8 protein-coding genes are annotated in these 15,294 nt (G+C 47.8%); 2 read left to right on the top strand and 6 right to left on the bottom strand.

From position 1 onward, the window contains the following. Positions 1 to 201 precede the first annotated feature (201 nt). From JT717_RS26505 to JT717_RS26490, 4 genes are all read right to left on the bottom strand, one after another. Positions 202 to 1,515, bottom strand: a complete 1,314-nt coding sequence (locus JT717_RS26505; RefSeq protein WP_205514268.1) for a S41 family peptidase — start codon at positions 1,513 to 1,515, stop codon at positions 202 to 204. Positions 1,516 to 1,889: 374 nt separating this feature from the next. Continuing rightward, the gene (locus JT717_RS26500) at positions 1,890 to 2,339 is read right to left on the bottom strand and encodes a GNAT family N-acetyltransferase (RefSeq protein WP_205514267.1); all 450 of its coding nucleotides are present in this window, start codon (positions 2,337 to 2,339) and stop codon (positions 1,890 to 1,892) included. Positions 2,340 to 2,404: 65 nt separating this feature from the next. Beyond that, a complete protein-coding gene (locus JT717_RS26495) occupies positions 2,405 to 3,637 on the bottom strand; it encodes a trans-sulfuration enzyme family protein (RefSeq protein WP_205514266.1) in 1,233 nt (410 codons plus the stop codon). 302 nt (positions 3,638 to 3,939) lie between these two features. Then, positions 3,940 to 4,929, bottom strand: coding sequence for a beta-ketoacyl-ACP synthase III (locus tag JT717_RS26490; protein WP_205514265.1), 990 nt, complete (start codon positions 4,927 to 4,929; stop codon positions 3,940 to 3,942). Between the two features lie 469 nt (positions 4,930 to 5,398). On the opposite strand from JT717_RS26490, the gene ruvA reads away from it, so the two are divergent. Next, positions 5,399 to 5,983: a Holliday junction branch migration protein RuvA gene (gene ruvA, locus JT717_RS26485; RefSeq protein WP_205514264.1), complete on the top strand. Its 585-nt coding sequence runs from the start codon at positions 5,399 to 5,401 to the stop codon at positions 5,981 to 5,983. 107 nt (positions 5,984 to 6,090) lie between these two features. Further along, entirely contained in the window at positions 6,091 to 13,170 is a 7,080-nt protein-coding gene (sov, locus tag JT717_RS26480) for a T9SS outer membrane translocon Sov/SprA (RefSeq protein ID WP_205514263.1), read from the top strand. A gap of 540 nt (positions 13,171 to 13,710) precedes the next feature. Here the strand turns inward: sov and JT717_RS26475 are convergent. Further along, positions 13,711 to 14,172: a hypothetical protein gene (locus tag JT717_RS26475; protein ID WP_205514261.1), complete on the bottom strand. Its 462-nt coding sequence runs from the start codon at positions 14,170 to 14,172 to the stop codon at positions 13,711 to 13,713. A gap of 228 nt (positions 14,173 to 14,400) precedes the next feature. Beyond that, positions 14,401 to 15,153: an SDR family NAD(P)-dependent oxidoreductase gene (locus JT717_RS26470; protein WP_205514259.1), complete on the bottom strand. Its 753-nt coding sequence runs from the start codon at positions 15,151 to 15,153 to the stop codon at positions 14,401 to 14,403. Between the last annotated feature and the right edge of the window lie 141 nt (positions 15,154 to 15,294).

Genomic DNA, 15,294 nt, shown 5'->3' with positions numbered 1-15,294 from the left:
GAGATTTACCGCCGGCTTCCTTTAGATTCCCCCTCACGAAGGACACCCTTGCCTTTGGTTAACGCTTCCCACTATCAAGGTGCGTTCGGGACTTCCACCCTAGAGTTTGCGCCCGTGCCGGGCGCACTACAAACAAAAAGTGGATCATCTTAACAGGTGATCCACTTTTGTTTTAACTATCAAAGATAAGCGCTATGCCTTTTAAGGTATCATGCCCTTAAATTTCGATTCGCCCAGGCGGGCATTTGACGACAATACGGTTTCGTTTAAGCTGCTGCGTTGCTCCATCCTAACACCGGACCGGGCATAACTGCCGCTGCTGATATAATTTAAAGCAGCGCTCAAACATGCTTCACCCCCATCGCCCCAATCTTTATTCAGCCCGTCTGACACCTGGTGGTCGAGGGCCAACCCATTAAAATAACTTCCCTGGCCGTTCTTATTCACCGTACGGAACGATACGGGAAAGATATACCAGTCATACACCCCGATAGGATAAAAGCCTACCGGTTTTCCGTGCGTATGAGAAGGCCCTACGAGATGTACCTCCATATACGGTACCAGGCTGTTAATTAATAATTCACTGGCAGATGCCGTGTTCTGGCTTACTATGAAGAACAGGCGGTTGAGATCGAGGTTCCCTTTCTTGGTAAATTTCTGGGTGACATTAAAGGAACTATATTTATCATTGAACTCTTCGGTAAGCATTACATCGTTATTACCGGCTACGGGCACCAGGTAATTGGCCAGTAAGTTCTGTACAGACACATATCCCCCGCCGTTATACCGCAGATCAACCACCACATCGCGAACATGCGCCTGACCGAACTTGTCGAAAATGCGTGCAAATTCATCTTTGATCTCATTGGTATCGCCCAGGAAAGAATTAAATACAAAATAACCGGTCGTACGGCCGCCGGCGGTATATACTGAATCAAATAACAGGGGATGTTCTCTGTAAGAAGCTGCTTTCAGTGTAATGGTAGTATCAGCAGAGCCAGGACGGCCAAACACAAAGGTGCCGGTGCTGCTTTGATAAACAGTTCTTATAATGTTACCGGCGTTAGCGGCATTGATATTCGGATTGTCATTGATCTGTTTAACAGACCAGCTGCGTTTGATGCCCGCCTTGCCGGCCGGAGATTCCCTTTCTACATAAGATACCCGCAGATCATTATCCGTGAAGAAAAAAACGTTCATGCCAAAGTCGCCGCCGATACCTGAGCTCAGTTTTTGCCAGTCGGCTTTTAACATGGCGAAGCTCCACCGGTCAACCGGCATATTAAAGCCAGGCTCTTCACTGAAGGCCCTGATGCCTTCCATTACCGCATTCGGATCAGAAAAGCCGTGCGCATCAAAACCCGGGGGAATACGATTGTACCATAGATAAATATCTCGGGCGTAGTTGGCAGCGGTATCGTTTTTCACCACACTGCTTACTACATCATGGTCTTTTTTGCAGCTTACCATGCTAAGCCCTATTAAAATTACAGCCCCTGCTACAATCGTTTTCATAAATGAAACTGAGCTTTTTCTATGTGACTGGGATCAGCAATACCTTGCTGTTAAAGTAATTTAAGAAGAAATCGCGACCATAGGGAGGCAACCCGGATAACTTTAACAAGTTACAAATAATTGGGGACATTGACGGGGAACAAACAATAGAAGGCCAATTGAAGAGGGTATCTTAACAAAGGCAAGACGGGGTTTCTGATTTACGATTTATGATTTCGAGATTTCGAGATTTTGAGATTTTGAGATTTCGGGATTTGCCGAAGGTTCAACTTCACTACAAATCTCAAAATCCTTAAGTTGCGAAAGCTTAAAATCCTAAATCAGAAATCAGGAAATCCTAAATCAAAAATCAGGAAATCAGAAATCAGAAATTTCTATACCGGGATACTGCAGTTGATCCACTCGGGATCAAAATGCGCTTTATATTTTTTATAGAAGTTGATAGCCGGTTCGTTCCACTCCAGCACCTGCCATACAATGCCATTGAATTTCTTTTCTCTGGCCTCTATGATCAATTGATCGAACAGCATTTTACCCAATCCCCTGCCCCGCATTTTTTCGGTAACGATCAGATCTTCCAGGTACATCCGCTGTCCTTTCCAGGTACTATAGCGAATATAATACATAGCAAATCCTTCTATTTGTCCATCGGCTTCGGCCACAAATGCCCACCATACCGGTTGAGCGCCAAAACCGCTTTCTACAAAATGCTCCATGGTAACGGTAACTTCCTGCGGCGCTTTCTCATATTCAGCCAATTCACGGATCAGTTCGAGCAGCCGGGCACAATCTTCTTTTACCGCACGGCGAATGATAATTTCCATTGTTTATTATATAGTGAATAAGTTAAATAATGACACTGAGCGCTGCTACTGCATCACCCCGGGAATTACAAACCTTTCAATGATTGCTCCAGATCGATCAGGATATCCTGCACGTTTTCCATTCCAATGCTCATGCGAATGAGCCCGTCGGTAATCCCATATTGTTCACGTTGTTCTTTCGGTATGCCAAAGTGGGTCATAGTAGCCGGATGGCACAAGAGCGTATCGCAGGTACCCAGCGAAACCGTGCGGGTGCATAGCTGCAGGCGGTCCATCATTTTTTTACCGGCTTCCAGCCCGCCCCTGAGTTCAATGCTCATGACAGCGCCGGGGTGCCGCATTTGTTTGCTCGCCAGGTAGAAGTCAGGATGCGAAGGCAAACCATGGTAGTTCACTTTGGCTACCGCTTCATGGCTTTCTAGGTAATTGGCTATTTCAGTAGCATTATGACAATGCCGCTCCATGCGCACTTCCAATGTACGCATGCCATTGATGAGCAAAAAAGCATCGAAGGGATTGCTGTTGCCACCTAAGAGGCGAATGGTCTTGGTCGCTTTTGTATTCATGAACTCAAGATCGCGGCCGATCAGCACACCGCCTACCGCTGTTCCATGACCGTTCAGGAATTTGGTGGTAGAATGTACAATGAAATCAACCCCGAATTGAAAGGGTTGCTGCAGGTAAGGGGTGGCAAAGGTATTGTCGCAGGCCACCAGTTTGCCGTACTGGCGGGCCAGCAGGGTGAGCTCTTCGATGTCAACACACTGCAGGGTGGGATTCGCCGGTGTTTCGATGTATAACATCTTTATTTCCGGATGCGCTTTCAGGGCTTCTTCCGCTTTATTCAGATCGCGCAGATCAGCAATCACGGCTTCTATGCCTAAACCGAGCAATATCTTGTCCATCATTTCCTGCGAACCGCCGTAGAGGGAGTAATGGGATAATATTTTATCGCCCGCTTTCAGGGTCGACAGAAATAAGGTAGATATAGCAGCCATGCCTGAAGCATGCAGCAATGCCTTTGCTGCCATTGGTTTGCCATTGTCATCCGTCAGGCGGAAACACTCCATGGCAGCGATCTTTTTTTCTGCCTCATCAAAAGTGGGGTTTCCCCAGCGGCTATAAATATAGCCTTCTTCCTGGCCGGTGAAGCGGCGCATGCCCTGCTCAACAGTGTCATATACGAAGGTGGAAGAAGCATAAATAGGTACCAGGTGTGCATAGTTGGGATCCTGTTCATGTCCGGCATGTATCGCCAGGGAGGTAAAGCCTGAATACGGGAATTGTTTGTTAGCCATGTGTACGAAGTTACAAGAGCAATGTGATAATGTGATAATTTGCTAATGAGATAATGAAATACAGGATACAGCGCGCAATGTGAAGTGAAATACAGAATACACAAGGCCCCTGGTCGCAGGAAAGACAAAGGTGAAACCTCCGCGTGATAGCAGAAGATTCACCTTTTGTATATTTTGATTATATGACCGCCTGCACAATCAGGCAGTTAGCGATAAATTCATTCATTAAGCACGCGTCTGCAGATGCAGCCGGTTCGCTATATTAGCGAGCCACATCAGCACATCAGCACATCAGCTAATTGCTAGTAGCCCCATTTCACCAATGTAGCGCCCCAGGTGAAGCCGCCGCCAAAAGCAGCCAGCACAATATTATCGCCTTTTTTCAGCTTGCTCTCCCAATCGTAGAGGCAAAGGGGAATAGTACCCGCGGTGGTATTACCATAGCGATGAATGTTCAGCATTACTTTGTCGTGGGTGAGCCCCATACGGTCGGCAGTAGCGTCAATGATCCGTTTATTGGCCTGGTGCGGAACCAGCCAGGCGATATCCGCGCCGGTAAGTTTATTTCTTTCCAGCAGCTCGGCGCTCACATCGGCCATACCTTTCACGGCCGCCTTGAAAACCGGTTGTCCTTCCTGGTAAATAAAATGTTCTTTATTGGCAACGGTTTCTACAGAAGCCGGGCGTAAAGAACCGCCCGCTTTCATATGCAGGTGAGTGCAGCCACTGCCATCGCTGCGCAGGATACTATCCAGTACGCCATAACCCTCGGTATTTGCTTCGAGCAGAACGGCCCCGGCGCCATCCCCAAAAATGATACAGGTGGTACGGTCGCTATAGTCGACAATAGAGCTCATTTTGTCGCCCCCGGCTACGATCACCCTTTTGTACCGGCCACTTTCAATTAAAGTAGCACCGGTGGTAAGTGCGTATAAAAAGCCGCTGCAGGCAGCCAGCAGGTCGAATCCCCAGGCATTCTTCAGGCCGGCCTTATAACATACCAGGTTGGCGGTGGAAGGGAACATCATGTCGGGTGTAACGGTTCCAATAACGAGAGCATCGATGTCATTCGGACCTATACCTCTTTTTTCCAATATTTGTTTAACAGCGGGTACGATCAGGTCTGAAGTGCCTTTCTGGCCTTTCAGGATGCGTCTTTCCTCAATGCCGGTACGGGTCCGGATCCATTCGTCACTGGTATCTACGATCTTTTCTAAATCTGCATTTGTCAGCTTGTCTTCCGGAACAAAGCCGCCAACAGCTGTGATGGCAGCAGTAATTTTTTGCGTCATGCTACTATTATACAGGTTTGATATTGAATCAATTTTGAAACAAATTCACTATGAAATAAGAGCAAATAAGCGGCAAAGATAGGGCAAAGCCAGTTACAAGCTGCCGGTTACCAGTTACCGGTTGCCGGGCGCCGGTCTGAGCGCAGTCGGAGGACTTTGCCTGATGACCGGGCGAAGTCGGGGCCCCAGCTTTCATATTTGCCGCCCGAAAGCAAACTTCTTCGTGAAGCGTTCTGCTTTTAGCCTGCTGCCGCGCAGAGATATATTCATTATCCCATTTTCAAATTATCATATTATCATATTATCACATTATCAAATTATCACATTAGCTAATTATCACCTTGCCTATAACGTTCTCATTAAGTAATTGTTATATACACAATACCACGCAGCCAAATAAGTTTCCGGCAATTGTTATCAAACCAAAAACTTCAGGCTGAAACCAGAAACCTTTCCATATTTTCGCTTAATGATCGCATTCGTTAGAGGACAATTCGTACTTAAGACACCAGCGGTGGTTCATATAGAAGCCAACGGTGTGGGTTACGAGCTCCAGATAAGCCTTCACACTTACTCACAGATCCAGTCGCTCGACAAAGGGCTGCTCTATACGCATTTGCACATTAAGGAGGATGCTCATACTTTGTATGGTTTTTTTGAAGTGGCTGAAAAAGAGCTTTTTCTGCAGTTGGTAAGTGTATCGGGTGTAGGTGCAGCTACTGCACGCATGATGCTGTCTTCCCTGAAACCCGACGAGCTTTCCCGGGCTATTGTTCAGGGCAATACCAAACAACTGGAATCGATCAAAGGGATCGGGAAAAAATCGGCCGAACGGATCATATTGGAACTGAGGGATAAACTCAGCAAAACCAAGCCAGGTCTAAATATTTCGCCGTTGATAAACAATACGTTGGAGCAGGATGCGTTAAATGCCTTGATTGCACTCGGAATTGCCCGGGCTTCAGCAGAACAGGCCATTCAACGCGTAATAAAAGCGGAACCTTCTCTTAGTGCAGTTGAAGAAATTATTAAGAAAGCTTTAAAAACCATTTAAGCCTATCGGATCGGAACTCTACCTAACTAATTCTTTAGAGAAGATTGTTACGCGCACCTTACAGAAACAGAATAACACTTGTGTTAATAGTAGCTGCTTGCGTTGGTATGAGTTCTACTGTCCAGGCTTTCTTTGCCCCCCGGCAAGACTCCACCCAACGGCAAGGCATTGACACATTGAAATATCCCCTGCACGACAGGCGGGGCGACAAATTCACCTTTCCTCAACGGAGCTCCATGGGCCTTAACGACCCTGCGAACATCCAGGATTCCATCGTTTACGATCCTAAAACAAAGCAATACTATATCATCGAAAAGATAGGTAACTTCTACTACCGGAAGCCTACCTACCTCACCTTTGATGAGTTTATGGCTTTACAGGCCCGCAGACAGGAAAATGATTATTTTAAGAAAAGATCAAATATTCTGAGTGGACTGAACCGCAAAATGCTGCGGCCTAAAATGTCCATGACCGATAACCTGTTCAACCGCATTTTCGGCAATGGTAAAATAGAGATCAGGCCCCAGGGTGAAGTGAATATCCTGGCAGGTTACCAGGGGCAGAACATCAAGAACCCCGCCCTGCCCGAACGTGCACGCCGCAATGGTGGTTTCGACTTCGACATGAACGCCAACCTGAGCGTTATTGGCAATATCGGCGACAAGCTTAAACTGCCTATCAGCTATAATACCCTGGCCAATTTTGATTTTGACAACCAGCTGAAACTCGATTATACCGGTACCGATGATGAGATCATCAAAAAGATAGAAGCGGGGAATATCTCCTTCTCCTCAAAAGGAACCCTGATCCCCGGCGCCCAGCAGCTTTTCGGTATCAAAACCCAGCTGCAGTTTGGTAAACTGTTCATCACCGGTGTACTGGCCAACCAGCGGTCGCAAAGACAATCCCTGGGCTTACAGGGCGGATCGGCCAATACCTACTTCGAGTTCAAGGCCAACGATTACGAAGAGAACCGCCACTTCCTTTTAGCCCAGTATTTCCGCAATAATTACAACAAGGCCATGTCGAGGCTGCCCATCGTGACCTCGCAGATACAGATCCTGCGGGTAGAAGTATGGGTAACGAACCGGAACGGTTCTACTACCGAAACGCGGGATGTGGTGGGTCTGATGGACCTGGGTGAACCTAACCCGTATTACCGGCCCAACCCGGCCAATGCCATGGGCCTGCCGTCGAACGATGCTAACGACCTGTACCGCCAGATCATAAACGACCCCAGCAGCCGCAATCCTTCCGCCATTACCAGTAAACTGTCATCGCTGGGATTACGCCCGGTGCAGGATTTCGAAAAAACATTCGCCCGTAAATTAAATGCAACGGATTTCTACTTCAACCCGCAGGTCGGGTTTTTGTCGATAAACCAACCCCTGCAACCCGATGAAGTGCTGGGGGTTGCTTACCAGTACAGCTATAACGGAAGGATCTACCAGGTGGGTGAGTTTTCGCAGGATGTGCCGCCCGATACCACCAATACAGTGGCCGGTACGCAAAAAGTGTTGTTCCTGAAATTATTAAAAGCCACTTCGCAACGTACCAACCTGCCCCTGTGGGACCTGATGATGAAGAACGTGTACACCCTCAAAACAAAAGATGGTAGTTATTTATCCGGTGTACAGCCTGCAGATTTCAAGCTGAACGTTTTGTATGAAGAACCCAGCCTTGGCCAGAAGCGCTTTTTACCGGAAGGGGATAAACCCGGTGTGCCCCTGATCACCCTGCTGAACCTTGACAGGCTGAATGCCCGGAATGATCCATTACCCGATGGGGTATTCGATTTTATTGAAGGCTTTACCATACAATCGCAACAGGCCCGCATCATCTTTCCCTTCCTCGAGCCCTTCGGGCGCGACCTCGATTCGGTTGCCTTTGAGAACAGTCCGCCGGACCTGAAACAAAAATATGTTTACTACCCGCTGTATGATACCATCAAGGAAATAGCAAAGACCTATGCCAACCTCGACCGCTATGTGATCAGTGGTTATGCCAAAGGCCAGAGTGCTTCGGAGATCTCCCTCGGCGCCTTCAATGTACCCCAGGGTTCTGTAAGCGTTACGGCCGGCGGCCAGGTACTTGCCGAGAATGTAGATTACGTGGTGGATTATAATCTTGGTACGGTCAAGATCATCAACCAGGCCATTCTCAATGCCGGCTTACCGGTGAATGTGCAGTTTGAGAACAATGCCGGTTTTGGCATTCAGCAACGAAATTTTATGGGCTTGCGCCTCGACTATATGGCCAAGCAGACCGCCCGTGAACAGCTGACCATTGGCGCCTCGCTGGTAAGGCTGGGTGAACGGCCCTTCTTTACCAAGACCAGCTACAATGAAGACCCTATTCGCAATACCATGTATGGCGTCGATTTCAACTATATGACCCAGGCGCCCCGAATAACCAGATGGCTGGATAAACTGCCCTTCTACCATACTACCGAAATGAGTACCATCACGGCGTATGGCGAAGCCGCTTACCTGAAACCGGGTCACCCGCCGCAAATTGGTAAAGGCAGCAGCAGCCAGGTCTTCATCGACGACTTTGAAGGTTCACGCAATGCCATTGACCTGCGTTTTCCGCTGGTGAGCTGGGGACTTGCCTCTACCCCATCGGGCAATGGTTTGTTCCCCGAAGCCGATAAGCGCGATACGCTGGAATACGGTTATAACCGCGCCAAACTGGCCTGGTATAATATTGAACCGGTATTGCAGGACAGGACCAGCGCCGACAACCCCATCAGCAGAGGTCTGCTGAACGATCCGCGGGTAAGGTCGGTAAACGTTCGGGATATCTTTCCGCAGCGTACACCCGACCTGGGCCAGGGAAGCCTGGTAACCTTCGACATGGCGTATTATCCCACAGAAAAGGGTCCCTATAACTATGATGCACGCGCGGGCAGTATTGACCCATCGGGAAGATTATTGAACCCAAGATCAAGGTGGGGCGGTATCATGCGTGGCATCGACCAGGTTGACTTTGAGACCGGCAATGTGGAGTTCATTGAGTTCTGGTTACAGGATCCCTTTATTCTGAACCCCAACAGCACCGGTGGCGAATTGTACTTCAACCTGGGTAATATTTCAGAAGACGTGCTGAAAGACGGTAAACGCTTTTTTGAGAACGGGATCAGTGGCTCGGTTACCACGGCCCTGGAAGATACAGCCACCCGCTGGGGAAAAGTACCGGCCAACCCTATCCAGGTAACGCAGGCATTCAGTAATGACCCGGGTGACCGGCCACTGCAGGATGCCGGTTTCGACGGTTTGGTAAATGATGCCGAGCAAACCAAATTCCAGGCCTACCTGAACCAGTTGCAGGCCATTGGTTCCGGCGCCTATCAGCAGGCCCTGAACGACCCTTCAAACGATGACTATATCAACTACCGCAATGCCGCTTTCGGCGCCAATGACGGTATTCTTGCCCGTTATAAGAACATCAATAACCCCCAGGGCAACTCTCCGGTGGCCAGCAGCGGCGACCGCTTTGTAAGCGCCTTTACATTATACCCCGACCAGGAGGAATTCAACCGCGACAATACATTGAACGAGCTGGAAGAGTACTTCCAGTACAAGGTAGACCTGAGAAGAAGCAATTTCCGCGTGGGCACCAACTACATTACCGACAGTATTGAAGTTCGACCCAGCAACAGCGCCCCGGAAACCTGGTACCTGTTCCGCATTCCTATCAGGGAATTTCAGCAGAAAGTAGGGAATATTCCCGACTTCAAGTCGATCCGTTTTATAAGAATGTTCCTCACCGGCTTTGAAGATTCAGTAGTCTTGCGTTTTGCGAAACTGGAGCTGGTGCGCAACCAATGGCGCCAGTTCAACTACCTGCTGGATACCAGCAGCCGGTACCTGCCTATTCCTACCAATACCACTACGACCGTAAAACAACTGGCGGTGAATGTGGAAGAAAATGGATCGCGTTACCCGGTAAACTATAAAACGCCGCCCGGCGTAATTCGTCAGCAACAATTAAGCAACAATAACGTGAACCTGTTGCAGAACGAACAATCGCTGAGCCTGCAGGTATGTAATCTCAACCAGGGCGATGCCCGCGGTGTTTTCAAAACGCTGAACCTCGACCTGCGCCAGTATAAACAATTGCAGATGTATGTGCACGCGGAATCCGTAAAGGGCAGCAACGATCTGAGGAATGGCGACCTGTATGCGGTTGTGCGTTTGGGCAACGACCTCATCAGCAACTTTTATGAAATAAAGATCCCGCTCGATATTACGCCCTGGCAAACTACCGATGATGACCTGATTTGGCCGGCCAATAACAACCTGGAGCTGGCGCTCGACAGGCTGACCGCCTTAAAGGTATCGCGTAATAATAACGGTCAAACCTTCCAATATTACCAGGAAACCGATGGGGATGGAAAACAGTTTGCTATTCTCGGTAATCCCAACCTCGGCGAGGTACGGGCATTCTTCATCGGCGTGCAGAATGTGAACCGGTTAGACGCCTGTACAGAAGTTTGGTTCAATGAGCTGAGGCTCTCAGGCCTCGATGAACATGGCGCCTGGGCTGCCACCGGCCGTTTGGATATTAAATTGGCCGACCTTGGTACCCTGTATATTTCAGGAGCCGCCAGAAGCGCCGGTTGGGGTACGCTGGAACAAAGGGTGAATGAACGCTCCCGCGAAAGCTTTACCCAGCTGGATATAGCTACCAACCTGGAATTGGGTAAACTCTTACCAGCGAAAGCCGGTATGTCGATCCCCGTGTACGCCAGTTATTCAAAAACAGTGACCACGCCTGAATATGATCCATATGACCTGGACATTAAATTAAAAGATAAACTCAAAGCTGCCTCCGGCGCCGAGAAGGATTCCATCCGCAACGATGCCATTGACGTGAAGACCATTAAAACGGTGAACTTCACCAATGTGAAGAAGAATAATGTGAATGGCAAAAAACAGCAGATCTGGAGCATCGAGAATTTCGATGTGAGCTATTCGTATTATAAGGAAGAACAACATAACCCGCTGATCGAAAGCAATGAAGTGGTGCGCCACCGTGCAGGACTGGGGTATAACTATACCTCAAGCCCCAAATACTGGGAACCTATAAAAGGCTTCTTTAAAACAAGGTCGCCCTGGGTGGCAGCAGTAAAGGATTTCAACATCAACCCCATTCCTACCCTGCTTGGTTTCAGGGCCGATGTGAACCGCCAGTTTGGAACCTACCGTCCACGCAGCGTTGGTACGCCCAAGAATTTGATCCCTGAAACCTACGACAAGTACTTTACGTTCGACCGTACCTATAACCTGCGTTGGGACTTTACCCGTTCGCTGAACCTCGATTTTACCGCACTTAACCGTGCATGGGTAGACGAAGACAGCGGAAGGCTCGATGAAGCAGAGAAAAAACGCATGTGGCATAATTTCTGGAAAGGTGGCCGCACCATTCAATATAACCACAAGGCAACTGTCTCCTACACATTGCCGACCAGTAAAATACCATTCCTTGACTGGACCACCGTTCGGGCAGGGTATAACGCTACTTTTGATTGGTTAGCCGCTTCTTTACTGGCCAGGGAACTGGGCAATACCTTATCGAACACCCAGCAGAAAAACCTCACCGCTGAACTCGACTTTACGCGGTTATACGCCAAGTCGAGATTATTGCGGGCATTTGATGAGGATGCGCCACCGCCTCCACCAGGGGTACCAGGCGCCAACAAGAACGACTCCACAGCCAAAAAACGGAAGCGTGACCCCAATGCACCGCTTGAATTAAGCAGCGCTGCCAAATTCGGTGGCCGTATACTCACCATGTTGAAACGGGTGAATGTGCAATATTCAGAAAATGCCAGCGCTACCATTTATGGTTATACAGACAGCACCCGCGCATTGGGAATGAATTTCAAGTCAATGGCCCCAGGCCTTGGCTTTATATTCGGCCGTCAGCCCGATACGAACTTTGTGAATATGATGGCGTCGAAAGGCTGGCTCACTGCCGATTCGAATTTCAACTATCAGAACCGCCAGGATTATCAGCAACGACTGAATATCACCGCTACACTTATTCCCATACGTGACCTCACCATTGACCTTACACTGGATAAAACCTTTGGTAAAATGTACAGTGAGCTGTATAAGGATACTACGGGTACCGGCCTTAATTTTGCGCGGTTGAATCCGTACACATCCGGTAGTTTCAGCGTAAGTTATATTGCGCTGAAGACCATGTTCACCCCGGTGAAAGCAAACGAGGTAACCACTACCTTCCAAAAATTCCAGGACTACCGCATTATATTATCACAACGGCTGGCCGAGCAGAATCCTAAATGGCAAAGCCTTAATCCGAACCAGCAGATCACGAGTGATGGTTACTATGCGGGTTATGGCCGTTATGCACAGGATGTGTTACTGCCTGCTTTCATTGCAGCATACACCGGTAAAAGCCCAACATCAGTACCGCTGATTAAACAGGATAATCCGAATATCCGTTCCAATCCGTTCTCGGGTCTTCTGCCAAGACCCAACTGGCGGCTTACCTATAATGGGCTCACGAGGATAAAAGGAATGGAAAAGGTATTTACCAATTTTACCGTTTCCCATGGTTATACCGGTACATTAAGCATGAACAGCTTTACATCGGCCTTGCTGTATCGAGATTCATTGGGCTATCCTTCTTTTGTTGATACCCTTACCGGCAACTTCATTCCTTATTTCCTGGTACCTAATATTTCCATCAGCGAACAGTTTGTACCAATGATCGACCTGGATATGCAGTTCACCAACCAGCTCACTGCGCGTTTTGAATACAAGAAATCGAGAACAGTGAGTTTGAGTTTGATCGACTTCCAGCTGAGTGAATCCCGTTCAACGGAATTCACCATTGGGGCCGGGTTCAGAAAAAGAGGCGCCTTCTCCTGGATCAAGTTCAGGGGCAAGCCGCTGCAGAATGATGCCAGCTTCCGGCTGGATGTGGGGCTGCGCGACGATATCACATCGAACAGCAGGCTCGATCAAACGCAGGCACTGCCAACGAACGGACAGAAAGTGATCACTATTAACCCTACTATTGATTATGTGATCAGCAACCGGGTTAACCTGAAATTATATTTTGAACAGCGGCGGGTGGAACCTAAGATCTCTACTTCGCCACCGATCACCACTACCCGCGCTGGTCTTCAGATCAGGATCTCACTGGCGCAATAAAGAATTACTGAAAATAAAAAGGGGTCTCACCGTTATGGTGGGACTTTTTTTTTGGCGAGTGGCGGGGGGGGAATCGTGAATGGTCAATGGTGAATGGTCAATGGTCAATCGTGAATGGTCAATGGTCAATGGTGAATCGTGAATGGCCAATGGTCAATGGTGAATGGGAGTGGCGAGTGGGAAGCGATCTTATTTGAATGGTCAATGGTGAATGGTCACTGGTGAATGGTGAATGGTCACTGGTGAATGGCGAATCGTACATGCCGAGTGTGAAGTATAAGTGGAATTGATCTATCGTGAACGGTCAAGCTCGGTATTGAACGGAAGGAGCTCCGCGGGCATGAGTTATGACCTGATGGCGAGTGCTCAATCATGGGTTGGATTGGCGGTTGGCTCTATGCGTTTTGCCTTTTTGCTTCGTTGCCTTTTTGCCTCGTTGTATTATTGCCCTTTGCCTTGTTGCCTTTATGCCTATGTGCCTTTTTGCCTTTATAAAAAAGCCATACTATAAAGTATGGCTCTAACTTATAATGCAATTAATTAATTCTTCTTCGCCGTAGGTTCGGGCTTTTTCATCAGCATAACATAACCGCAGAGCTTCTTTTTCTTCTTATTTACCTGCACTGGTTTTATCATGTGGTATTCACTAAACTGCGGCGTGTAGGTATAACTGATAACATTCCCATCTATATCACCCCACTGGTGTCTTTTATAAACCACCTGCCGTTCGTTCCAGTCAAACATCCGCACTTCATATAATTTTGAAGTAGGGTCACCAATAAAAACGAATTGATATATAGTACCACCCTGCATGGGTAAAACTACGGGCATTTCATACTCACTTTCCATTTGTACAGATGCTTCGCGCAATAGTACATATCCCTGTTCAGCGCTTGCTTTCTTTATACTGTCAACAGTTTGCTGATAAGGATTGCCTTCACAACTTTGAAGTTTGATCACATCATTCTGGGCCCGCAAAGAAGGGGAAAATATTAGAAACATGCATGCTAAGATGCATACGCACAAGGTTTTGCACATAGTATTTGGCTTTAAAGCAGGATTTTGGATGCAGTCAGGTATAAAGCTACGCAAATAGAGTGTACGATACAAGCACCACGGTCAACATTTCACATATTCTAAATGAATTATGTATTGCCCGCTAAAATATCCCTTACATTCTTCGTTTATTAAAGGGAAAACACCAAACAAGAAAAGTTTTTACGCGTACAATTACTTGTGTAAATAAAAGGAATTTGCCTGTGCAAGGCAGGTAAGAACCAGGTCGTTAATACACACATGTGGCGGCAGGGTACTCGTGTAATAAACGACATCCGCGACATCTGCAGCAGAAAGCGGCTGATAGCCATCATATATTTTTTCAGCAGCGGCGGCATTGCCTTTAAACCTTACCATGGAGAATTCTGTTTCTGCGGCGCCGGGGTGAATAGCCGTAACTTTAATTTGGTGTCGCAGCAGGTCGACCCGCATCGATTGAGAAAGCGCATCCAGGGCATATTTGGATGCACAATAGCCGTTCCCTTTTTCATATACTTCCTTACCGGCAATAGAACCCATATTTATGATATGACCTTGTTTCCTGGCGATCATGCCAGGTATAACGGCCTTGGTCACATACATTACGCCTTTTACGTTGGTGTCGATCATGATCTCCCAGTCTTCCGTTTCCGCATCTTCAAAATAATCGCGGCCCAGGGCCAGTCCGGCATTATTAATTAAAATATCAATGTTCCTGAATGCATCAGGCAGTTCTTCTATAGCGGCAAAAACAGCTTTCCGGTCGCGAACATCAAAAACCAGGGAATGCACTTTTACGGAATACGCTGACCTCAACTGTTTCGAAAGATCATCGAGCCTATCGGCCCGCCGGCCGGTTATGATCACGTTGTGATTGTTAGCTGCAAATTTCTCTGCCATCGCCTTACCAAAACCTGAAGTAGCGCCGGTGATCAGTACTGTTTTCATGAACCGTTTTAATTAGGCTGCAAATGTAGTTAAAGTAAGCTTTTTAAGTGCGGGGTCATGAGAACTGTGCACTGACAACTATGAACTTTGAACTGCGACTGTGAACTGTCAACTGCGAACTGTGAACTGTGAACTGAGAAC

It is taken from the genome of Longitalea arenae (genome assembly GCF_016924755.1).
Taxonomy (GTDB): Bacteria; Bacteroidota; Bacteroidia; order Chitinophagales; family Chitinophagaceae; genus Niastella; species Niastella arenae.
Note: the sequence above shows the minus strand (reverse complement) of the source record. Positions and strands in the feature narration are given on the sequence as shown.